Genomic DNA, 20,357 nt, shown 5'->3' with positions numbered 1-20,357 from the left:
CCGGGGCGGCTGCGGCGGCGTGCGGGAGCCTGCCCGCGCCGGCCGCGGGCGGTACTCAGGCATCGGCCGCGCTGGGTGCGGGTCCGGTGCCCGCCGCGGGCAGCCGGCCGTCCGCCCGCCGGTGGTTGTTCAGCGGGTGAGGACCAGCAGCACGCCGGTGGTGACCAGGCCCGCCACCAGGACGACGGTGATCGGGCGGGGCGACAGGATCGCGTGCCGGCGGTCGGCGAGCCGCTTGGCCAGGGCCAGCCCGACCAGCGGGCCGAGCAGGGTCACCACCAGCGCCAGCACCGGCAGCCCCACCGCCAGGTCGCCGCCGTTGCGGGCGCCGAGCGCGCGGGCGCCCGCGCCGAGGACGAACATCAGCGCCGCCCCCAGCACGCCGCACAGCGCCAGCAGCGGGTTCGCCGACGTGGGCAGTTCGCCGGGCTGCCGGGTCCGGTCCAGCAGCCCGCGCACCCCGTGCAGCAGCAGCAGCGGGTCGCCCGAGGCGTCCCGGGCCGGGCCGGGCGGGTCCCCGACGCGGCGGGCACCGACGCCCAGCCGGCCCCGTAGCTGCTGCCACAGGTGGGCCGCCTCGGCGTCCACCCGCTCCACCAGCTCGCGCGCGTCGACCGCCTCCTGCTCGGCGTACCGGAGCTGCTCGGTGGCCTCCGCGACGGCCCGCTCGGCGGCGGCGCACTGCTGCTCGTGCCAGGTGCGCGCCTCGGCGCGCTGGGTGCGCACCCGGTCGGTCAGCTCGGCCAGCCGGCGCACCTGCGCCGCGTACGTCTCGCTGATCACGGGTTCGTTCATGCCGACGGTCCGTAGGGGATGATGACCTGGCCGGTGCGGTGCGCCGCCCGGTCGAAGAAGAGCCCCCGCCACGGCCGGGGGTACCAGTCCGGCCCCCCGCTGCCCGGGTACAGCGACGAGCCCAGCTCGGCGCCCTGCACGTCGAGGGCCACCCAGGCGCCGATCTGGTCGGTGCGGGCGGCCGGCCCGCCGAGATCCACCCGCATCCGGGCCACGCCGCGCCACCAGGCCAGCACGTGGGTCCGCCGCTCCGGCCCGTCGTGCAGGATCCGGCGCAGCTGCTCCAGCCCGGTCCGGCCGCCGGCCCGCGCGGCCAGCCGGCCGGCCGCCGCGTCGACCGCGTACAGCAGCAGGTAGTGCGGGGTGGCCGGGGTGCCCGGCCGGTCCAGGGCGGCGGCGGTCTCGGCCATCAGCTCCGGCAGGGTCTCGTCGTCGTACCAGGCGGCGTCGTCGGCGAGGTCGGCGTACAGCTCCCGGGCGGCCGGGTCGGCGTCCGGGTCGAGGCAGGCGATGGAGAACCGGGCCGTGCCGGGACGGTGCTGGCGGGCCAGGGACCGGGCGGCGGCGTCCAGCACCGCGCACGCCTCGTCGACCCGGGTGCCCAGCACCGCCAGGTTCCGCCCGGGTGCCCGGGGCAGTCGCAGCACCGCCGAGCGGGCCTGCACGTCGATGATCTCCCCGAGTAGCGCGACCGGGCTGCGCGGCGGTCCGTCGTCGCCCTCGGGCGGGTTCAGCGCCCGGAAGTCCGGGGCGTCGCGCAGCCGGGGGATCGCGTCGCCGTCGAACAGCCGGGCCGGCTTCGCGTCCTGCGGGCGCATCCGCCACAGCCGGTGCTGCAACTCGCTCCAGGCGTCCCAGTCGCTGGCCGACGGGATGCGGGCCACCTCGTTGCCCTCCGCCAGCCCCGACTCGGCGTTGATCACGGCGTGGTGCCGGGGCAGCGACTGGGCGGCGTCGTTGCGCTCGGCGAGGATGCGCAGCGCCTTGGGCAGCGCGATGCGCAGGGTGAACTGGGCGACCAGCGCCGGCCGCCCCCACAGCGCCTCGATGCCCCGCACGTCCTGCGAGGCCAGCACCAGGTGGATGCCCTGGGAGCGGCCCCGGCGGGCCAGGTCCTCCAGCAGGTCGGCGGCCTCCCGGGCCACCACGTCCCGGCCGGCCAGCAGCGCCTGGAACTCGTCGACCACGGCGACGATCCGGGGCCAGTGCCCGGTCGGGTCCACCGCCCGCAGCTCGGCGAGCTTGGTGACCTCGTGCTTCTTCGCCGCGTCGGCCCGCCGGCGCAGCTCCTCGGCGAGGAAGCGCAGCAGGGCCAGCCCGAACTCCCGGTCGGTGTTGACGTTGATCCCGACCAGCCGCATGTGCGGCAGCCAGCTCGGGTCCCGCCGGCCCTGGGCGAACCGGGCGAAGGACACCCCCTCCTTGAAGTCGAGCAGGTAGAACTCCAGTTCGGCGGGGGAGTACCGGGACGCCAGCGCGCCGATCCAGGCGAAGATCAGGTTGGTCTTGCCGGTGCCCGACGGGCCGCCGATCAGCGCGTGCGGCGGGTAGTCGCCGAGGTTGAGCAGCACCGGGCGGCCGTGCGGGCCCTCGCCGATCGGCGCGGTCAGCCCGGCGGAGGAGTCCTCCCGCCACATCTGCTCCGGCGGCGGCAGCAGGTCGGTGAACGGGGCCGGCGGGGGGCCGGCGTTGACCCGGGCGGCGACCTGCCGGCAGGTCTCGGTGACCAGCGCGGCCGGTGGCGGCGGGTCCAGGGTCACCGGCAGGCCGGGCGGCCCGCCCACCCGGGCGCCGTCCGGGCCCACCACGACCCGGGTCACCGTGGGGTCGTCGGGCACCGGCACGCCCCGCACCACCAGGTGCACCCCGCACGCCGCGCCGGTGCGGACCACCCGGTCGAGCTGGCCGCGTTCGTGCCGGGACAGCTCGTCGCCGCCGAGCAGCACCGCCACCCGCCACGGCTCCGGGCGACGGTTGGTCGCGCCGGCCAGCTCGCGCAGCGAGCGGTACTCGCCGGCCAGCACCGTCTCGTTGATCCGGCGGATCTGCTCCACCAGGTCGTCCAGCAGCCGGCCCAGCCCGCCCGGCCCGACGAAGGTGAGCTGCCCGGCCGTGCCCAGCGGGGCGAACCCGGCCAAGCCTCCGCCGAGGTGCTCAGGGTCGTACCCGAACAGCCGTACCGCGCCCGGGTCGGCCCGGCCCAGGCTGCGCAGCAGCAGCGCCGGCACGACGGAGGCCCCGCCGTCGGCGTCGGCCCCGGTCAGGTGCACGTGCCCGGCGTCGAGCAGCGGCACCAGCGCCGGCACCGGCTCCGCGCCGGGGATGCGGACGGTGCCGACCCGGACCGCGCCGGGCGGCTCGCCGCGCCCGGCCGGCGTGACGGTCCACCGCGTCCAGTCGGCGGAGGCCGCGCCCGGGGCCTCCCGGCGGGCGGCGTCCACGGCCCGGCGGGCCAGCTCGGTGATCCGGGCGGCGTGCTGGGCGTCGATCTCGGCCAGCCGCCGGTCCCGCTGGGCCCCCACCCTCGCGGGCACGGCCGCGGCGGCGCGCTCGACCCGGGTCAGCCGGTCCCGGGCGGCGGCGAGTTCGGCGTCGGCGGCGGCGAGCCGGCCCCGGGTGGCGCCCAGCGCCTCGGAGAGCATGCCGCGCACCCGGGTCACCAGTTGGGTCCGCCGGTCAGCCATCGGAGTCCCGACGGGTGGCGTTCCCGGCGGGCGGCGGGGGCGGCGCGGGCGGACGGCCCTGGGCGGCCCGGTCCCGGGCCGCGCGCTCCCGGGCGGCGCGCTCCCGCGTCGCCTGGTCCCAGGCGTCCCGCTCGGCCTCGCGGTGCTTCTCCCGGGCGGGCTCGCCGGCCGGGTCGGGCTGCCCTGGGTCGTGGGGCAGATCCTTGCCGAGGCGGGCCAGCAGCACGGCGGTCGCCACGCCGGCGGTGACCGCCGGGTCGGCCGCGTGCGGCTGCTCCTCGCCGCTGCCGCGCTGCGGCGGGGGCATCCGGCAGATCCTGGTCAGCAGCGTCTCCAGCGCTGGCGGGGGCAGCCCGGGGAGCAGGTCGCGGACCCGACCCTCCAGCTCCCGGCGCAGCCGGGTCAGGTCGTCGGCCCGGGGCGGATGGCCGAGCAGTTCGCCGGCCAGCTCGCGCAGCATCGGCGGGGCGACCGCGGCCAGGCCGAGGCCGACGTCGGCGTGCGCGCCGCGCAGCTCCCGGTGCAGCCGGTCCCGGTCGCCGGAACGGACCCCGTCGACCACCCGGCGCAGCAGCTCGCGGGAGTCGCCGACCTTCTCGTCCGGCGCGTCCGGCGCGCCCTCCCGGCCTCCGGTCAGCTCCGCCACCCGCACCGCCCACCAGCGGCGCAGCACCGGGTTGTCGTCCTGGGCGGGCGGCGGCTGCTCCCCGGCGGCCGGCGGCCCGCCGCGCGGCGCGTCGTGCGCCTGCCGGTCGCCGGCCGGGCGGGCCGCGGGGGCGCCGTCGGGGGCCAGCCCGATCGCCGCCAGGTACGCCGACAGCTGCTCCTGCGCCACCCGCAGCGCGTGCCCGGCGGACTCGGCGTGCTCGGTGGCGGCGGACAGCTCGGGCACCCCCATCGGGTTGGCCGACTCCTGCCGCACCCAGCGCAGCCGCTCGGTGGCCTGGCCGAATTTCTCCAGCGCCACAGCGAGCTGGGCGATCGGCAGCTCCTCGGCGGCTGCCCGCACCTGCGCCCCGACGTCCTCGATGATGGACACGCCCGCCCCTACAGGGTCGAGACGTATAGCTGTGCCTGCTCCACCGCGACGAGGGTCGCCGCGAGGCACTCCTCCAGCTCCTGGCTGGCCTGCGTCAGCGAGGCCTGTGCCGCCTCGACGGTCTCGTGCCCGCTGCCCTCCAGGGCCCCGGCCAGGGTCTGCTGCGCCTCGGCGAGCTTCTCGCCGGCGGCCTGCACGGCGCTCTGCCCGTCACCGATCTGTTGTAGGGCGACATCGATCGCTGCCTTCAGCTCGGCGACGCTCGCCACGTGGACCTCCTGGGGGCGGGGAGATCTCCATTACAACCCATCCCCGTCGGGGAGAGAACAACCGCCCTGTCAGTGTTGCTGCCCGTCCGCCCGCTTACCGCCCTGACGTGCGGGAAGTCCGCTCGGCGGGTCGACGGCAGTCTCGTCCGCGGGTCGTCGAGTCCCATCAAGCGGACCGGTGGCGGGGTCGTCGCCGCGGGTGCGGCCCCGCTGGGCCCCGTCGCGCAGCCAGCGCGGGCCCTGCACCTCCGCGCCGAGGGCACCCACCCGGCCGCGCAGCTCCCGGTCGGCGGTGACGACCAGCCGGCGGCGGTCCGCGGCGGCGCCGACCAGCTCGACGATGGCGTCGTCGCCCGAACCCGGCGCGGCCACCACCCGCACGCCGGGCACCGTCGGCACCCCCCGCGCCGCGCCCTCCACCACCAGCACCACCTCCGCGGGCCCGGGCAGCAGCGGCGGCAGCCCGCCGTCGGCCACCGGGGTCAGGGCGTCGCGCAGCCGGGCGGCAGCCCCGGCCCGGTCCCGCCACCAGCCGTCGGGGCGGGACCCCACGACGTTGGCGGCGTCCACGATCAGCAGCGGCCTCGCATCCATGGGTCCAGCCTGCCACCCGGGGGCGTTTGTCGCGCCGGTCGCCGGGTAGCCACCGCCGTCCGTGCCGGCGGAGGACTGCACCGGCGAGCGCGTCCGACCGCGGGAGGAAAGACATGACGGGAACCGGCGACTTCGGCTCCGACCCGTGGGACGAGTTCCTGGCCCGGTACTTCGGTCGGGGCGAGGCGGGACGCCGGCCGGCGCACCGGGTCGACATCACCCGGCTGATGACCGCCGACGCGCGGGAGATGCTCGCCGACGCGGCCCGCCGGGCCGCCCAGCGGCACAGCAACGACCTGGACACCGATCACCTGCTCTGGGCGGCGTTGCAGCGGGAACCGCTGCGCGACCTGGTCCGACGGGCCGGCGCGGACCCCGACACCCTGGTCAACGCCCTGGGCGGGCGCGGCGACGGCGCGCCCCGGGGCGAGGTGCCGCCGAACCTGTCGCTCACCCCGGCCGCCAAGCGGGCCCTGCTCGACGCCCACCAGCTCTCCCGCGCGATGGGTGCCAACTACATCGGCCCCGAGCACATCCTGATGGCCCTCCCGCTGAACCCGGAGTCCCCGGCCGGCCGGATGCTCGCCGCCGGCCGGATCCAGCCCGAGTCGCTCCAGGCGGCCAGCGCCGAGCGCGGCCCGATGACGGGCCCGAAGCCCGACCGGGGCACGCCGACCCTCGACCAGTACGGCCAGGACCTCACCGAACTGGCCCGCAACGACCAGATCGACCCGGTGATCGGGCGGTCCGCCGAGATCGAGCAGGCGGTGGAGATCCTCTCCCGGCGTACGAAGAACAACCCGGTGCTGATCGGCGAGGCCGGCGTCGGCAAGACCGCGATCGTGGAGGGGCTGGCCGAGCGGATCTGCGACGGCGACGTGCCGCAGACCCTGCTCGGCAAGCGGGTGGTGCAGCTCGACCTCGCCGGCCTGGTCGCCGGCACCCGCTACCGGGGCGACTTCGAGGAGCGGCTGAAGAAGGTCATCGACGAGATTCGCGCCCACCGCGACGAGCTGATCATCTTCCTGGACGAGATCCACACCCTGGTCGGCGCCGGCGGGGCGGGCAGCGAGGGCGGCATGGACGCGTCCAACATGCTCAAGCCGGCGCTGGCCCGCGGCGAGCTGCGGGTGATCGGCGCGACCACCCTCGACGAGCACCGGCGCACCATCGAGAAGGACGCGGCGCTGGCCCGCCGGTTCCAGCCCGTGCTGGTGCCCGAGCCCACCGTGGACGACACCGTGGCCATCCTGCGCGGCCTGCGTGACCGCTACGAGGCCCACCACCAGGTTCGGTTCACCGACGAGGCGCTGGTCGCCGCCGCCGAGATGTCCGACCGGTACGTCACCGACCGTTACCTGCCGGACAAGGCGATCGACCTGATCGACCAGGCCGGCGCCCGGGTTCGGCTGCGCACCCGCACCCCCGCCTCGGACGTGCGGGAGCTCGAGCAGCAGCTCGACGAGGTGCGCCGGGACAAGGAGCAGGCGGTCGCCGACGAGCAGTACGAGCGGGCCTCCGCCCTACGCGACCAGATCACCGAGATGGAGGCGCAGATCCGCCGCGCCAAGGGCGACGAGGGCGACGAGGGTGGCGGCTCCCAGGTGCCGGCCGTCGGTCCGGAGGAGATCGCCGAGGTGGTCTCCCGGGCCACCGGCATCCCCGTCGCCCAGCTCACCGAGGAGGAGCGGGACCGCCTGCTGCGGCTGGAGGGACACCTGCACGAGAAGATCGTGGGCCAGGACGACGCGGTCGGCGCGGTCGCCGAGGCGGTGCGCCGGTCGCGGACCGGGTTGGCCGACCCGAACCGGCCGATGGGCAGCTTCCTGTTCCTCGGCCCCACCGGCGTCGGCAAGACCGAGCTGGCCCGGGCCCTGGCCGAGTCGCTGTTCGGCGAGGCCGACCGGATGGTCCGGCTGGACATGAGCGAGTTCCAGGAACGGCACACCGTCGCCCGGCTGGTCGGCGCGCCCCCCGGCTACGTCGGGTACGAGGAGGCCGGCCAGCTCACCGAGGCGGTGCGCCGCCGCCCGTACGCGGTGGTGCTGCTCGACGAGATCGAGAAGGCCCACCCCGACGTGTTCAACATCCTGCTCCAGGTGCTCGACGACGGCCGGCTCACCGACAGCCAGGGCCGGACGGTGAACTTCAAGAACACCGTTCTGATCATGACCAGCAACCTGGGCTCCGAGCTGATCACCGGCAGCCAGCGCGCGGTCGGCTTCGGCACGGGCGCGGCCGGCGAGGCCGGCGAGAACGACGAGCTGCGCGAGCGGCTGATGCGCCGGCTCAAGGAGAACTTCCGCCCCGAGTTCCTCAACCGGATCGACGAGGTGATCATCTTCCAGCGGCTGGAGCAGCAGCAACTGCGCCAGATCACCGAGCTGATGCTGGAGGAGACCCGCCGCCGGCTGCACGCCCAGGACATCGGAGTGGACTTCACCGTCGCCGGGATCGACTGGATCGCCGAGCGCGGCTACCAGCCGGAGTTCGGCGCCCGCCCGCTGCGACGGGTGATTCAGCGCGAGGTGGACAACCGGATGTCCCGGATGCTGTTGGAGAACGAGATCTCGCCGGGGCAGCGGGTGACCGTGGACGCCCGCGACGACGCGCTCGCCTTCGAGGTGGCCGCCGGCGACCGGGACTACTCCGCGGCCACCACGTCCCACCCGCGGTGAGCGGGCGGAGGGCGGAGATGACCGAACCCGAGGAGAGCGGCGAGGAGAACCCACGCGACGAACGGGCCGAACCGATCCTGGCCCCGCCGACGGCCAACCCCACCCGGGTGCGGGTGCCGCCGGAGGGCCTGCAACCCCACACCGGCGAACCGGAACCGTCCGGGCCGCCGCCCGCAGAGGAGGCGTGATGGTACGCGAGGCGCGACTCGATCCCGAGGTCGAGGTGCTCTGGGAGGACTTCCACGCCGAGGTGAACGTCACCTCCGAGCAACTGCGCAGCTGGCTGCTGACCCGAGGCTCCGGCGAGGAGTCGTTCGGGCCGAACCCCTCCCTCGACCTGCCCGAGCCGGGCCGGCAGATCCTCGCGGTGCTGCGCAAACGCAAGGTCGACCTGACCCCGGAGGACATCGAGGTGATGCGGGACGCCATCGACCGGATCCGGGCGCTGACCGCGGCCCGCCCAAAGGGCGGCACCAGCGACGACGAGTGGCGGCACTCCCTGCTCGACCTCGGCCACGACATCCTCGTGGAACGCTGACGTCACCAGCCGGGCCGCGTCGGCTGCCCACCGGCTCCCGAGGCCCGCACGGGGCCGCTGACCCTTCGCCCGCGCCGTTCAACGGTCCCCGCGTGCCGGCCGCACGCGGGGACCACTGTGGGTGGCGGTCACTCCGACTCCATGCTGCCGATCTGCAGCCCGGCGGCGTCCGCGGCGGCCTGGCGCTCGCCGCGCGCCCGTTCCTCCCGGCTGAGCAGGGTGGCGTACTCGGTGATGTCGGCGGGGTCGGGGACCACGGGCAGGCGGCGCAGGAACGCCTCCACGTCCCGGGAGGCGGCGGTGTGCGCGGCGGCGGCCTCCCGCAGCGTCTCCCGGTCGTCGGCGGTGGGGTAGAGATCGGTCATGCCGCCCCAGTTACCCACCATCAGGCGATTCGCACCCCGGAACCCGCCCCGCCGGGCGCCGGACCGGCCGGGGCGGGCCGGCGCACCCCGAACTCCGGGTGCCGCAGCAGCCAGGCCAGGTAGTCCGGGTGCGCGGCGAGCGAGTCGGTGTACGCCGACACCGCCGTGTCCAGCACCTCACCGGCGAAGCCCGCTCCGGCCGAGTCCGGGTGCCAGCCCAGCATCAGCCGCCAGCGCAGCGGCGTCCCGACCAGCCGGCGGGTCACCAGCCCGGGTACGGGGCGGAAGGTGGCCTGGCACAGCGCCACCGCCGCGCCGGCCTCCACCATGTCGACGCAGCCGCGCACGTCGGCCTCGTACATCTTGCTGGGGGTGAAGCCGTCGCGGGCGCAGGCGGCGGCGAAGCAGTCGCCGAAGCAGCCGTCGCCGGGGGCGGCGACCCACTGCTCGCCGCGCAGGTCCACCAGGCGCACCTCGTCCCGCTCGACCATCGGGTGTCCCTCGGGCAGCAGCACCTGCACCGGCTCCATCGCCACCTCCCGCCAGGTCAGCCCGTGCCCGGTCGGTGGCAGCGAGTCGCCGCAGACCCCGACCAGGGCGTAGTCCATCCGGCCGCCGCCGACGAGCTGGGCCAGCTCGTCGGCGGACCAGGAGGCGTACGTGGTGATCTGGGCCTGGGGGTGCGCGGCGGCGAGCCGGTGCACCAAGCGGCCGAGGATGGGGCTGTTCACCCCGCCGAACCGGTACCGCGCGGGCGTCGAGTCGGCGCCGGCCAGCCGGGCCGCCTCGTCCTGCAGGCCCTGCATGGCCGGCAGCAGGACCCGGGCCCGCGACAGCACCAGCTCGCCGAGGGCGGTGGGCCGGGCGCCCCGCCGATCCCGTTCGAACAGGGGGCCGCCGAGGGTCCGCTCGATGCGTTGGAGCTGGGCGGTGAGCGCCGGCTGGGCCAGGCCGAGCGTGGACGCCGCCTTGGTCACGCTCCCCGTCTCCGCGATGGCGCAGACCACCCGCAGGTGTCGCAGCTCCAGATTCATAGGGTGACGGTATGGCCACTCGGGGGATCGACGGAAGGCCCTGGCAGGATCGGAGTTGACCGATGTCCGGGCTGGCCCGTCCGATAATCGGTCAGTCCGGCGGTCGCCGCGCCTCCGCCGCGGTCGCCGGCCGGCCCGCTTCCGGCTCCAGATCCGTCAGGTACGTCGGCCTGCCGGTCATTGCGTCGCGGACCTTGTCCACCACGCCCACCGCCGGCTCGACGATCCGGTTCCAGGGCGGCGTCGCCGGGGTGCCCGGGTGCGGCCGGGTCGGCGCGGCCTCCTCGGCGATCTCCCACCGGTTGCCCAGCCGGATCAGCTCCACGTCGGTGGCCACCTCGCCCAGCGGGCTGACCAGTGCGGCGACCCGGGTGACGTGCCGGCGCACCCGCTCGAGCACGTCGGCCAGCGCGGGATCGGCCGGACCGGCCAACCCCTTCAGGGCGGTCAGCAGCGCGCCGGCGGCCTCGATTTCCCGGTCGACCGGCTCCCCGGCCTGCGGTAGGGCGGCCCGCACAGCGGGGAACAGGTACTGCTCCTCCGCCGACAGGTGCCGGGAGACCGTGGCGGTGAGCACCTGGACCAGGTCGCCGGGCTCCGGGTCCGGGTCGGGGCCGCCGATCCGGTCTGCCAGGGCCAGCATCTGCCGGTGCTCCTGGTCGACGATGTCGACCAGGCTGCGTCCGCCGGGCCGATAGCCCTCCTCGGGTACGGGCGGCAACGGGGGCAGGGGGACGGTCATGGTGCCCTCCTCGGTGGCGGGTGCGGCGGCCGACGGGTGCGGCGGGGCGGCCCGAATGGGCGGTGCGGGACGGGACCGGCGGTACCCGGCGCGGGCCCGCGCGAAACGGAGGGCCGGCCGGGCGACCTGGCCGACGGCCGCTGCTGGTATGAAGAACCGATGACGAGCGACGCCGCTTCCGCCCGACCCGATCCCGCCGACGAGGTCGTCGACCTCTGCCGTGACCTGCTGCGCATCGACACCACGAACACCGGGGACAACGCCACCAGCGTCGGTGAACGCGCCGCGGCCGAGTACGTCGCGGAGAAGCTGGCCGAGGTCGGCGTCGACGTCGTGATCCACGAGTCCGCCCCGGGCCGGGCCAACCTCGTCGCCCGCATCCCCGGCACCGACCCCGGCCGGGACGCGCTGCTCGTCCACGGCCACCTCGACGTGGTGCCCGCCGACCCCGACGAGTGGTCGGTGCACCCGTTCTCCGGGGAGATCCGCGACGGCTACCTGTGGGGCCGCGGCGCGATCGACATGAAGGACTTCGACGCCATGGTGCTGACCGTGGTGCGGCACTGGCAGCGCACCGGCGTCCGGCCGGCCCGCGACATCGTGCTGGCGTTCACCGCGGACGAGGAGGCCGGCAGCGACTACGGCGCGCACTTCCTCACCGAGCACCACCGCGGCCTCTTCGACGGCTGCAGCGAGGCGATCGGCGAGGTCGGCGGCTTCTCGTACTCGATCGACGAGTCCCAGCGGCTCTACCTGATCGAGACGGCCGAGAAGGGCATCGACTGGCTGCGACTGCACGCCAAGGGCCGACCCGGCCACGGTTCGATGGTGCACGACGACAACGCGGTCACCGCCCTCGCCGAGGCGGTGGCCCGCATCGGCCGGCACCGCTTCCCGGTGGTGGTCACCGACACCGTGCGGGCGTTCCTCGAGGAGGTCTCCGACCTGCTCGGCGTCGAGCTGGACCCGGCGGACCCGGAGACCGCCATCGCCAAGCTCGGCCCGATCGCCAACATCATCGGCGCGACGATCCGCAACACCGCCAACCCGACCCGGCTCGCCGCCGGCTACAAGGACAACGTCATCCCCGGCCGGGCCACCGCCACCATCGACTGCCGTAGCCTGCCGGGCCAGTCCGAGCTGCTGGAGCAGCAGCTGCGCGAGCTGGTCGGCCCGGACATCGTGATCGAGTACATCCAGCGCCAGCCCGCCCTGGAGACCACCTTCGACGGCGATCTGGTCGACGCCATGTCCGTGGCCCTGCGCGCGGAGGACCCGGGCGCCCGGCCGGTGCCCTACATGCTCTCCGGCGGCACCGACGCCAAGGCCTTCTCTCAGCTCGGCATCCGCTGCTTCGGTTTCGCGCCGCTGCGGCTGCCCGCCGACCTCAACTTCTCCGGGTTGTTCCACGGCATCGACGAGCGGGTTCCGGTGGACGGACTACAGTTCGGCGTGCGGGTTCTCGACCGGTTCCTCCGGAGTTGCTGACCGTGTCCGTCGCCCTACCGTTCGGCGCGGAACATCCCACATTGCGAAGGGAACGTACATGACCGACCAGCACGGTGAGCTGGATGCCGCCCTGGAGCGGGTGATCGACGCCGCCCGCGTGCACCTGGCCGCCGTCCGGACCGCCCAGGGCCGCGTCGACGACGACGACGTCTGGCAGGCGTACGTCGCGCTGAACAACGCCTCCTTCGCGTACGACGAGCAACTGCTCGACGCGTTCGGCGAGGTCACACCCTGGGACGTGGAGTCCATCGACCCCGACGAGGCCGACGAGCGCTTCGGCGCCGCCGACGGCGTCGAGGCCACCGACGCGCATCCCCGGGTCATCTCGGTGCGCCAGCGCCGCGACTACCGGGTGCCCAGCGTCGCCGCGCTGATCCGGGCCGCCGAGGCGGCCCGCCGCGAGGGCACCCCCGAGGACGACGAGCCGGCACCCGTCGAGGGCGTCGGCGAGGCGGTGCTGGAGCTGCTGCAGAGCGGCGACGGCTCACTCAGCGCGCTGGACGTCCCGGAGCTGGAACCGCTCGACGGCGTGGTCATGGTCAGCGAGGTCGACACCTCGGTCGACCTGGAGTCGTTCGACGACGACGACGCGGTTGGCCCGTTCCAGCCCGCCGCCGACGACCGCCTCGTGGGCCGCCTCGACGAGCACCCGTTCCTCGACCACGAGGACGAGGACCACGACCACGCGGGGCACCGCCACTAGGCCGTGGCCGCCCCGGGGCCCGAGCTTCCGCTCGCGCCCCGGGGCGGCGTCGCCGCACTGTGGTTGCCTCAGGGCCCGAGCTTCCGCTCGCGCCCCGGGGCGGCGTCGCCGCACTGTGGTTGCCTCAGGGCCCGAGCTTCCGCTCGCGCCCCGGGGCGGCGTCGCCGCACTGTGGTTGCCTCAGGGCCCGAGCTTCCGCTCGCGCCCCGGGGCGGCGCTGCCGCACCGTGGTTGCCTCAGGGCCCGAGCATCTGCTCGCGCCCCGGGGCGGCGCCGCACCGAGGTCGCCCGGAGGTGACCCGGTGCTCAGTACGACAGGCCCGGCTGGGGCTGGTCGACCCGGCGGCGGCGCAGCACGACCTGCCGCGTGCCGTCCCGGTACAGCCGCACCCGGGCCAGCTCCCAGCCCGAGAACTCCGCCTGGATCGCCAGCTGCGCCGCGGCGGTCAACCGGTCGACGTTCGAGGGCAACCGCAGCGGCGCGTATTCGTAGTCCATGGGTTCCATGCTGCCCAGCCCGCCGGCCGCCCGCCACCCCTCCCGAGGTGACCGCCGCCTCCGCCCCCACCTGCGCGACGGGCCCCGTCAGCCGTCCCGCTCGGGGTAGCCCATCGGCACCGCCGACACGTCGTCGAGCGCGACGACGATCTCGTCGGGCAGGGTCACCCGCTCCACCTGGAGCGCCCCGAGGAGCTGCCCTACCGTCCGGGCGCCGAGGATCGGGGCCGTCACCCCGGGCCGGTCCCGGATCCAGGCCAGCGCCACCTCCAACGGCGACACCCCCAGCCCGCCTGCCGCCGTGGCCACCGCCTCCACGATGCTGGAGCAGCGCGGCTCCAGGTACGTCGCCACGAACGGCTCGAAGTGCGCCGACGCTGCCCGCGAGTCCGCTGGCCGGCCGTGCCGGTACTTGCCGGTGAGCACCCCCCTGCCCAGCGGCGACCAGGGCAGCATTCCCAGGCCCAGCGCCTCGCAGGCCGGCAGCACCTCCCGCTCCACCCCCCGTTCCAGCAGCGAGTACTCCACCTGGGCGGCCACCACCGGGGCCCGCCCCGGCCACGCCGCCTGCCACGCCGCCGCCCGCGCGGTCTGCCAGCCGGAGAAGTTCGACACCCCGACGTAGCGGACCCGGCCGCTGGTGACCGCGTGGTCCAGTGCGGCCAGGGTCTCCTCCAACGGCGTGTCCGGGTCGTACCCGTGCACCTGCCACAGGTCCACGTGGTCCGTGCCGAGCCGGCGCAGCGAGGCGTCCAGCGTGCGCAGCAGGTGGCCCCGGGAGGTGTCCCGGCGCCGGTCGTTGCCCGGCCGCAGCCCCGCCTTCGTCGCGATCAGCAGATCGTCGCGGGGGACCAGGCTGCCCAGCAGGGACCCGATCACCGCCTCCGCGTCCCCGTCGCCGTACACGTCGGCGGTGTCCACCAGATTGCCGCCCGCATCGAGGAAGCTCTTCAGCTGGGCGGCCCCGTCGTCGGCGTCGGTGTCCCGGCCCCAGGTCATGGTGCCGAGCGCGAGCCGGGAAACCGCCAGCCCGCTTCGGCCGAGCGGTCGCTGTTGCATGGGTGAACCTTATTTCCAACCCGCCGTCACCGACATCCTCGCTCCCGTCAAGTTCCTGCTAGCCCCTCCGGCCGGCGGGATTCCCATCCGCCCGGCCGGTCCGCCCCGGTGTGACGCGTTCGGGGTGAGCCGGGATCGGCTCCGCCGCCGGTATTGCGTAACCTGATGCGACCTGTGCTGCGGATGGGGGAGGACCAGTGCGACTCGGGCTCAGCCTCGGATACCAGACGGCGTGGAGCACACCCGCCGACCACCTGGCGCTCGCCCAGGAGGCGGACCGGCTCGGCTACTCGGTGGTGTGGGCCGCGGAGGCCTACGGCTCCGACACGCCGAGCATGCTGGCCTGGATCGCCGGGCAGACCGAACGGATCGATGTGGGCAGCGCGGTGATGCAGATCCCCGCCCGCACCCCGGCGATGACCGCCATGACGGCGGCGACCATCGACGCGCTCTCCGGCGGCCGGTTCCGGCTCGGCCTGGGCGTCTCCGGGCCGCAGGTCTCCGAGGGCTGGCACGGGGTGCGCTTCGCCAAGCCCCTCGCCCGCACCCGGGAATACGTCGACATCGTCAAGCTCGCCATCGCCCGCAAGCCGGTCGAGTACGACGGCGAGTTCTACACGCTGCCGCTGCCCGACGGCCCGGGCAAGGCGCTACGGCTCGGCTTCCACCCGCCCCGCGAGCAGATCCCGATCTACCTCGCCGCCGTCGGCCCGAAGAACCTGGAGCTGGCCGGCGAGATCGCCGACGGCTGGCTGGCCGTCTTCTACTCCCCGGAGTTCGCCGAGGAGCAGCTCGCCGCCGTGCGTGCCGGCCGGGCGAAGGCCGGCAAGGAGCTGGCCGGCTTCGACGTCGTGCCGTCGGTCCCGGTGGTCATCGGCGACGACGTGGCCTCCTGCGCCGAGCTGGTCCGCTTCTACGCCGCCCTCTACGTCGGCGGCATGGGCAGCCGGCAGCAGAACTTCTACAACCAGCTCGCCACCCGGATGGGCTACGGCGAGGCAGCCCGCGAGGTGCAGGACCTCTACCTGGCCAAGCGACAGCGCGACGCCGCCGCAGCCGTGCCGATGGAGTTCATCGACCGCACCTCGCTGCTCGGGCCGAAGGAGCGCATCGCCGAGCGGCTGGGCGAGTACGCGGCCGCCGGCGTCACCACCCTGTCGGTGACCCTCTTCGTGGCCGACCGGGACAGCGGCGTGCAGACCCTGCGCACCGTCGCCGAGGCGCTGGACCTGGCCGGAGTCGGCGAGTGACCTGGATCGAAGCCATCGTCCTGGGCGTCGTCCAGGGCCTTACCGAGTTCCTGCCGGTCAGCTCGTCGGGGCACCTGCGGATCACCTCGGCGATCTTCTTCGACCGCGACGCCGGAGCCTCGTTCACCGCCGTCACCCAGCTCGGCACCGAGGCTGCCGTGCTGATCTACTTCGCCAAGGACATCTGGCGGATCACCCGGACCTGGCTGGTCGGCCTGTTTGACAGCTCGGTGCGCAGCAGCCTCGACTACCGGATGGGCTGGTACGTGATCGTCGGCTCCATCCCGATCGGGGTCTTCGGCCTCCTGTTCAAGGACCAGATCAAGACCGCCGGCCGGAACCTCTGGCTGGTCGCCACCACCCTGATCGTCTTCGCCTTCGTGCTCGCCTTCGCCGAGTACTGGGGCCGGCAGACCCGCACCCTGGCGAACTTCCGGATGCGCGACGGCATCGTGATGGGCTTCGCCCAGGCCATGGCGCTGATTCCCGGGGTGTCCCGCTCGGGCGGCACGCTCACCGCCGGCCTGCTGCTCAACCTCACCCGGGAGACGGCGGCGCGATACTCGTTCCTGCTGGCCATCCCCGCCGTGGTGATGTCCGGGGTGTTCAGCCTCGGCGACGTGTTCGAACCGTCCGCGCCCGGCACCGCCGCGCCGAGCGGGGCGCAGTTGGTGGTCGCCACGCTCATCGCCTTCGCCATCGGCTACGCCGCCATCGCCTGGCTGCTGCGCTACGTCGCCCACCACACCCTGTACGTCTTCGTGCTGTACCGGGTCGCCCTGGGCACCCTGGTCCTCGCCCTGCTCATGACCAACACCATCTCCGCCACCTAACGAAACCCCACCCCACCCGCCCCCGCCCTGCGCGGTTTCAAGAGGTTCGTGTCGATTCGGGGCGCAGACCTGACGCAGACCTCTTGATCACCGCACCGGTGGGGCGGGGTTGGGGCAGAGCCGTGGGCGGTGGCCGTCATGCCGGACCCCATAGGGTGGGTGGCGTGGCGACTCTTCTCCTTCTGCGGCACGGCCGTACCACCGCCAACGCCGCCGGCGGCCTCGCCGGCCGGCAGCCCGTCGAGCTGGACGACACCGGGCGGGCCCAGGCCACGGCGGTGGGCGAGCGGCTGCGCGGGTTGCCCCTCGCCGCGGTGGTGACCAGTCCGTTGATCCGCTGCCGGCAGACCCTGGAACTCGCCCTCCCGCAGGCCGGCCCGACCGTGGACGAGGGGCTGATCGAGTGCGGGTACGGCAGCTGGGAGGGGCAGCCGTTGAAGAAGCTGGCCAAGGAGCCGCTCTGGCCGGTGGTCCAGCAGCACCCGAGCGCCGCAGTCTTCCCCGAAGGGGAGTCGATGGCCGCGATGGCGGCGCGGGCGGTCGCGGCGGTGCGTACCTGGGACGCGCGGATCACCGCCGAACACGGCCCCGAGGCGGTCTGGCTCGCCTGCAGCCACGGCGATGTGATCAAGGCCATCGTGGCGGACGCGCTGGGCGTACACCTGGATCTCTTCCAGCGCATCGTCGCCGACCCGGCGTCGGTGACGGCGATCCGCTACACGCCGCTGCGGCCGTTCCTGGTGCGGCTCAACGACACCGGCGGTGACCTGGCCGCGCTGGTGCCGCCGCCGCACAAGCGGCGGCGGCGGGCGACGAGGCCGACGGACTCCGACGCCGCCGTGGGCGGAGGCGCCGGGGCCGTGCGGTGAGGCGCTCGCCAGGGCCGCGCGGTGGGGCGCGTCGGGCCGTGCGGTGAGGCGCTCGCCGGGGCCTCCGGGCCGGGTCGGGCCCCACGGGTACGCGCGGGCGCGATTCACGGTCGGTGGGGTGCGCGACGCCGTGGCGGGCCGGATAGGGTCGTGGGTATGAGCCACCAGGTGCACGCCTTCGAGCCGCCGGAGCGGTTCGTCGCCGGGACGGTCGGGGCGCCCGGGGAGCGCACGTTCTTCCTGCAGGCGCGCGGCGGTGGTCGGCTGGTCAGCGTCGCGCTGGAGAAGGTCCAGGTGTCGCTGCTCGCCGAGAAGCTGGAGGAGCTGCTGACCGAGGCGCAGCGTCGCTTCGGTGTGCAGCTGCCCGAGCCGACGGTCTCCGTGGGCGACAACGAGCCGTTGGACACGCCGGTCGACGAGGAGTTCCGGGTCGGCACCCTCGGGCTGGCCTTCGACGTCGACACCGCCACGGTGGTGATCGAGGCGATCGCCACCGGTGAGGGGGAGACCGAGGTCGAACCCGACGACTCCGAGGACGACGACGAGGACTCCGAGGACGAGGAGCCGGACGAGACCCTCGACCGGCTGCGCGTCCGGTTGACCCCCGAGGCGACCCGTGAGTTCATCGAGCGGGCCCGCCGGGTGGTCAACGCCGGCCGCCCGCCCTGTCCGCTCTGCGGGCAGCCGTTGGACCCCGCCGGGCACCTGTGCCCGCGGCACAACGGTTACCACCGGTGACGTCGTCCGAACTCCAACCCTGCCAGGACGGCGCGGCGACGCTGCGGTTGCTGCGCGACGGTGAGCTGACCGTCGAAGGTCGGCTGGTCGACGCGTCGAACGCCACGCTGCTCGGCGCGCTCACCCTTGACGGGCTGAGCGCACGCTGCGTCTACAAGCCGGTGCGGGGCGAGCGACCGTTGTGGGACTTCCCCGACGGCACCCTCGCCGGGCGGGAGGTCTCGGCGTACCTGGTCTCCCGGGCCAGCGGCTGGGACCTGGTGCCGCCGACGGTGCTGCGGGACGGCCCGTTCGGCCCGGGTTCCTGTCAGCTGTGGATCGACGAGCCGTCCGACGCCGAGCCGCTGGTCGGGTTCGTGCCCGCCGAAACGGTGCCGCCGCGCTGGCTTCCGATCGCGGCGGCCCGGGACGACGACGGCACCCCGTACGCCCTGGCGCACGCCGACGACCCGCGCCTGGCCCGGCTGGCCGTGCTCGACGCGGTGATCAACAATGCCGACCGCAAGGGCGGTCACGTGCTGGTCGGCCCGGACGACCGGATCTACGGCGTCGACCACGGGGTGAGCTTCCACGTCGAGGAGAAGCTGCGCACCGTCCTGTGGGGCTGGGCCGGTCGGGAGTTGCCGCCGGACGCGCTGGAGATGCTCGCCGACCTCGCCGGCCAGCTCGCCGGCGCCCTCGGCGAGGAGCTCGGCGAGCACCTGACGATCCGCGAGGTCGCGGAGGTCGCCGCGCGGGTGGGTCGGCTGCGTGACGCCGGGCGCTTCCCGCAGCCGCCGGAGGACTGGCCGGCGATGCCCTGGCCACCCATGTGACGGTGGGCCGGCAAGCCGCTGCGACGCGAGAGGTTGTCGTGTTGATCACCCGTGGGGTGGCTCCGGTGCGCCGGGTGGCTCGTTAGGCTGACGGGCATGGAGTCTTGGGTGGGGCATGAGGTGCCACGGCTACCCGGCAGCGGTGGCCCGCTGACGTTGTTCAACTCGGCGCGGCGCGGGGTCGAGCCCAGTCGGCCCGACGGCACCGCCACCATGTACGTCTGCGGCATCACCCCGTACGACGCCACCCACCTCGGCCACGCCGCCACCATGATCACCTTCGATCTGGTGCAGCGCGTGTGGCGGGACTCCGGCCTGACGGTGCGGTACGTGCAGAACGTCACCGACATCGACGATCCGCTGCTGGAGCGGGCCGAGCGCGACGGCGAGGACTGGAAGGTCCTGGCGATGCGGGAGACCGCGCTGTTCCGGGAGGACATGGAGGCGCTGCGGATCATCCCGCCGGCGCACTACGTCGGCGCGGTGGAGTCGATCCCGGACATCGCCGACAAGGTCCTGCTTCTACTCAAGGACGGCGCGGCATACCGGCTCGACGACGGCACCGGCGACGTCTACTTCGACATCACCGCCGTCCCGGCGTTCGGCTACGAGTCGAACCTGTCCCGCGCCGAGATGCTGGAGATCTTCCCCGAGCGCGGTGGCGATCCGGACCGGGCGGGCAAGAGGGACCCGCTGGACCCGCTGTTGTGGCGGGGGGCTCGCGAGGGCGAGCCGTCCTGGCCCGGCGGCGACCTCGGCCCGGGCCGGCCGGGCTGGCACATCGAGTGCGCGGTGATCGCGCTGAACCTGTTGGGCGAGACCATCGACGTGCAGGGCGGCGGGAACGACCTGATCTTCCCGCACCACGAGTGTTCCGCCGCGCACGCGGAGCGGCTGACCGGACGGTCACCGTTCGCCACCCACTATGTGCACGCCGGCATGATCGGCCTGGACGGCGAGAAGATGTCGAAGTCCAAGGGGAACCTGGTCTTCGTCTCCCGGCTGCGCGCCGACCGGGTGGACCCGGTGGCGGTCCGGCTCGGGCTGATGGCCGAGCACTACCGCGCCGACCGTACCTGGACCGACGACGTGCTCACCGCCGCCCACGAGCGCCTGGCCCGGTGGCGCCGGGCCGCCACCGCCACCGCCGGCCCGTCCGGGGTCGAGCTGCTGGCCGCGGTACGCGACCGGCTCGCCGACGACCTCGACACCCCCGGCGCGATCGCGGTCGCCGACGCCTGGGCCGAGCGGACCCTCGCCGGTGAGGGCGCGGACCGGGCCGCCCCGCGCCTGTTCGCCGACACCCTCGACGCCCTCCTGGGGCTCCGCCTCTGACTGACCCGCC

At 74.7% G+C, this 20,357-nt stretch carries 20 protein-coding genes and 1 pseudogene; 11 read left to right on the top strand and 10 right to left on the bottom strand.

Translation table 11 applies throughout. The features are described 5' to 3' along the window. Positions 1–129: 129 nt before the first annotated feature. The 5 genes and pseudogenes from ACQPZO_RS17865 to ACQPZO_RS17845 all read right to left on the bottom strand — a co-directional run. A complete protein-coding gene (locus ACQPZO_RS17865) occupies positions 130–795 on the bottom strand; it encodes a hypothetical protein (protein ID WP_433342409.1) in 666 nt (221 codons plus the stop codon). Beyond that, positions 792–3,479: an FtsK/SpoIIIE domain-containing protein gene (locus ACQPZO_RS17860; protein WP_433342408.1), complete on the bottom strand. Its 2,688-nt coding sequence runs from the start codon at positions 3,477–3,479 to the stop codon at positions 792–794. The genes ACQPZO_RS17865 and ACQPZO_RS17860 overlap by 4 nt, the downstream gene beginning before the upstream one ends. Next, positions 3,472–4,518 carry a hypothetical protein gene (locus ACQPZO_RS17855; RefSeq protein ID WP_433342405.1) on the bottom strand — a complete coding sequence of 349 codons (1,047 nt, stop codon included), beginning with the start codon at positions 4,516–4,518 and terminating at the stop codon, positions 3,472–3,474. Before ACQPZO_RS17855 ends, ACQPZO_RS17860 begins: the two co-directional genes overlap by 8 nt. Before the next feature lie 8 nt (positions 4,519–4,526). Then, a complete protein-coding gene (locus ACQPZO_RS17850) occupies positions 4,527–4,787 on the bottom strand; it encodes a hypothetical protein (RefSeq protein ID WP_074473389.1) in 261 nt (86 codons plus the stop codon). A 225-nt stretch (positions 4,788–5,012) separates the two neighbouring features. After that, a pseudogene (locus ACQPZO_RS17845) lies at positions 5,013–5,381 on the bottom strand (hypothetical protein); the annotation flags it as partial. Between the two features lie 113 nt (positions 5,382–5,494). Between ACQPZO_RS17845 and ACQPZO_RS17840 the strand changes: the two are divergent. Genes ACQPZO_RS17840 through ACQPZO_RS17830 form a run of 3 tightly spaced genes read left to right on the top strand, consistent with a single transcriptional unit; the run spans position 5,495 to position 8,597 of the window. Continuing rightward, positions 5,495–8,059, top strand: coding sequence for an ATP-dependent Clp protease ATP-binding subunit (locus tag ACQPZO_RS17840; protein ID WP_433342402.1), 2,565 nt, complete (start codon positions 5,495–5,497; stop codon positions 8,057–8,059). 17 nt (positions 8,060–8,076) lie between these two features. After that, positions 8,077–8,247 carry a hypothetical protein gene (locus ACQPZO_RS17835; protein WP_350883076.1) on the top strand — a complete coding sequence of 57 codons (171 nt, stop codon included), beginning with the start codon at positions 8,077–8,079 and terminating at the stop codon, positions 8,245–8,247. Further along, complete coding sequence (locus tag ACQPZO_RS17830) at positions 8,247–8,597, top strand: DUF3140 domain-containing protein (protein WP_396672981.1); 351 nt, start codon at positions 8,247–8,249, stop codon at positions 8,595–8,597. The genes ACQPZO_RS17835 and ACQPZO_RS17830 overlap by 1 nt, the downstream gene beginning before the upstream one ends. 128 nt (positions 8,598–8,725) lie before the next feature. Here the strand turns inward: ACQPZO_RS17830 and ACQPZO_RS17825 are convergent, their stop codons facing one another. The 3 genes from ACQPZO_RS17825 to ACQPZO_RS17815 all read right to left on the bottom strand — a co-directional run bounded on the left by ACQPZO_RS17825 (position 8,726) and on the right by ACQPZO_RS17815 (position 10,738). Then, a complete protein-coding gene (locus tag ACQPZO_RS17825) occupies positions 8,726–8,962 on the bottom strand; it encodes a hypothetical protein (RefSeq protein WP_433342400.1) in 237 nt (78 codons plus the stop codon). A gap of 20 nt (positions 8,963–8,982) precedes the next feature. Next, a complete protein-coding gene (locus ACQPZO_RS17820) occupies positions 8,983–9,996 on the bottom strand; it encodes a LysR family transcriptional regulator (RefSeq protein WP_433342398.1) in 1,014 nt (337 codons plus the stop codon). 91 nt (positions 9,997–10,087) lie between these two features. Continuing rightward, positions 10,088–10,738: a hemerythrin domain-containing protein gene (locus ACQPZO_RS17815; RefSeq protein ID WP_433342397.1), complete on the bottom strand. Its 651-nt coding sequence runs from the start codon at positions 10,736–10,738 to the stop codon at positions 10,088–10,090. A gap of 159 nt (positions 10,739–10,897) precedes the next feature. Here ACQPZO_RS17815 and ACQPZO_RS17810 point away from each other — a divergent pair, with 159 nt between their 5' ends. After that, positions 10,898–12,226, top strand: coding sequence for a M20/M25/M40 family metallo-hydrolase (locus ACQPZO_RS17810; RefSeq protein ID WP_433342395.1), 1,329 nt, complete (start codon positions 10,898–10,900; stop codon positions 12,224–12,226). A gap of 58 nt (positions 12,227–12,284) precedes the next feature. Then, positions 12,285–12,950 (top strand): hypothetical protein, encoded by a 666-nt coding sequence (locus ACQPZO_RS17805; protein WP_433342393.1) that lies wholly within the window; start codon positions 12,285–12,287, stop codon positions 12,948–12,950. A gap of 306 nt (positions 12,951–13,256) precedes the next feature. Here ACQPZO_RS17805 and ACQPZO_RS17800 read toward each other — a convergent pair whose 3' ends face one another. Both ACQPZO_RS17800 and ACQPZO_RS17795 read right to left on the bottom strand, forming a co-directional pair. Continuing rightward, the gene (locus ACQPZO_RS17800; RefSeq protein WP_396672976.1) at positions 13,257–13,448 is read right to left on the bottom strand and encodes a DUF5703 family protein; all 192 of its coding nucleotides are present in this window, start codon (positions 13,446–13,448) and stop codon (positions 13,257–13,259) included. Between the two features lie 87 nt (positions 13,449–13,535). Then, a complete protein-coding gene (locus ACQPZO_RS17795) occupies positions 13,536–14,507 on the bottom strand; it encodes an aldo/keto reductase (RefSeq protein ID WP_433342391.1) in 972 nt (323 codons plus the stop codon). A 197-nt stretch (positions 14,508–14,704) separates the two neighbouring features. Between ACQPZO_RS17795 and ACQPZO_RS17790 the strand changes: the two genes are divergently transcribed. From ACQPZO_RS17790 to mshC, 6 genes are all read left to right on the top strand, one after another. Next, positions 14,705–15,757: an LLM class F420-dependent oxidoreductase gene (locus tag ACQPZO_RS17790; protein WP_433342390.1), complete on the top strand. Its 1,053-nt coding sequence runs from the start codon at positions 14,705–14,707 to the stop codon at positions 15,755–15,757. Further along, positions 15,754–16,590 (top strand): undecaprenyl-diphosphate phosphatase, encoded by an 837-nt coding sequence (locus ACQPZO_RS17785; RefSeq protein ID WP_405107617.1) that lies wholly within the window; start codon positions 15,754–15,756, stop codon positions 16,588–16,590. Before ACQPZO_RS17790 ends, ACQPZO_RS17785 begins: the two co-directional genes overlap by 4 nt. A 155-nt stretch (positions 16,591–16,745) precedes the next feature. After that, the gene (locus ACQPZO_RS17780; RefSeq protein ID WP_433342388.1) at positions 16,746–17,459 is read left to right on the top strand and encodes a histidine phosphatase family protein; all 714 of its coding nucleotides are present in this window, start codon (positions 16,746–16,748) and stop codon (positions 17,457–17,459) included. Positions 17,460–17,615: 156 nt separating this feature from the next. Continuing rightward, positions 17,616–18,197: a DUF3090 domain-containing protein gene (locus ACQPZO_RS17775; protein WP_433342386.1), complete on the top strand. Its 582-nt coding sequence runs from the start codon at positions 17,616–17,618 to the stop codon at positions 18,195–18,197. Beyond that, complete coding sequence (locus tag ACQPZO_RS17770; protein ID WP_433342384.1) at positions 18,194–19,012, top strand: SCO1664 family protein; 819 nt, start codon at positions 18,194–18,196, stop codon at positions 19,010–19,012. Before ACQPZO_RS17775 ends, ACQPZO_RS17770 begins: the two co-directional genes overlap by 4 nt. A gap of 96 nt (positions 19,013–19,108) precedes the next feature. After that, positions 19,109–20,347 carry a cysteine--1-D-myo-inosityl 2-amino-2-deoxy-alpha-D-glucopyranoside ligase gene (gene mshC / locus ACQPZO_RS17765; RefSeq protein WP_433342383.1) on the top strand — a complete coding sequence of 413 codons (1,239 nt, stop codon included), beginning with the start codon at positions 19,109–19,111 and terminating at the stop codon, positions 20,345–20,347. Positions 20,348–20,357 lie beyond the last annotated feature (10 nt).

The sequence above is a fragment of the Micromonospora sp. CA-111912 genome (genome assembly GCF_050948415.1).
GTDB lineage: Bacteria > Actinomycetota > Actinomycetes > Mycobacteriales > Micromonosporaceae > Micromonospora.
This window is presented reverse-complemented; position numbering and strand designations above follow the sequence as displayed.

Bases quoted from the DNA above. Each gene is read 5' to 3' on its own strand.
- ACQPZO_RS17795 (WP_433342391.1), bottom strand. From the start codon at position 14,507: ATGCAACAGCGACCGCTCGGCCGAAGCGGGCTGGCGGTTTCCCGGCTC.
- ACQPZO_RS17865 (WP_433342409.1), bottom strand. From the start codon at position 795: ATGAACGAACCCGTGATCAGCGAGACGTACGCGGCGCAGGTGCGCCGG.
- ACQPZO_RS17805 (WP_433342393.1), top strand. From the start codon at position 12,285: ATGACCGACCAGCACGGTGAGCTGGATGCCGCCCTGGAGCGGGTGATC.
- mshC (WP_433342383.1), top strand. From the start codon at position 19,109: ATGGAGTCTTGGGTGGGGCATGAGGTGCCACGGCTACCCGGCAGCGGT.
- ACQPZO_RS17860 (WP_433342408.1), bottom strand. From the start codon at position 3,479: ATGGCTGACCGGCGGACCCAACTGGTGACCCGGGTGCGCGGCATGCTC.
- ACQPZO_RS17810 (WP_433342395.1), top strand. From the start codon at position 10,898: ATGACGAGCGACGCCGCTTCCGCCCGACCCGATCCCGCCGACGAGGTC.
- ACQPZO_RS17775 (WP_433342386.1), top strand. From the start codon at position 17,616: ATGAGCCACCAGGTGCACGCCTTCGAGCCGCCGGAGCGGTTCGTCGCC.
- ACQPZO_RS17835 (WP_350883076.1), top strand. From the start codon at position 8,077: ATGACCGAACCCGAGGAGAGCGGCGAGGAGAACCCACGCGACGAACGG.
- ACQPZO_RS17800 (WP_396672976.1), bottom strand. From the start codon at position 13,448: ATGGACTACGAATACGCGCCGCTGCGGTTGCCCTCGAACGTCGACCGG.
- ACQPZO_RS17830 (WP_396672981.1), top strand. From the start codon at position 8,247: ATGGTACGCGAGGCGCGACTCGATCCCGAGGTCGAGGTGCTCTGGGAG.
- ACQPZO_RS17820 (WP_433342398.1), bottom strand. From the start codon at position 9,996: ATGAATCTGGAGCTGCGACACCTGCGGGTGGTCTGCGCCATCGCGGAG.
- ACQPZO_RS17815 (WP_433342397.1), bottom strand. From the start codon at position 10,738: ATGACCGTCCCCCTGCCCCCGTTGCCGCCCGTACCCGAGGAGGGCTAT.
- ACQPZO_RS17840 (WP_433342402.1), top strand. From the start codon at position 5,495: ATGACGGGAACCGGCGACTTCGGCTCCGACCCGTGGGACGAGTTCCTG.
- ACQPZO_RS17825 (WP_433342400.1), bottom strand. From the start codon at position 8,962: ATGACCGATCTCTACCCCACCGCCGACGACCGGGAGACGCTGCGGGAG.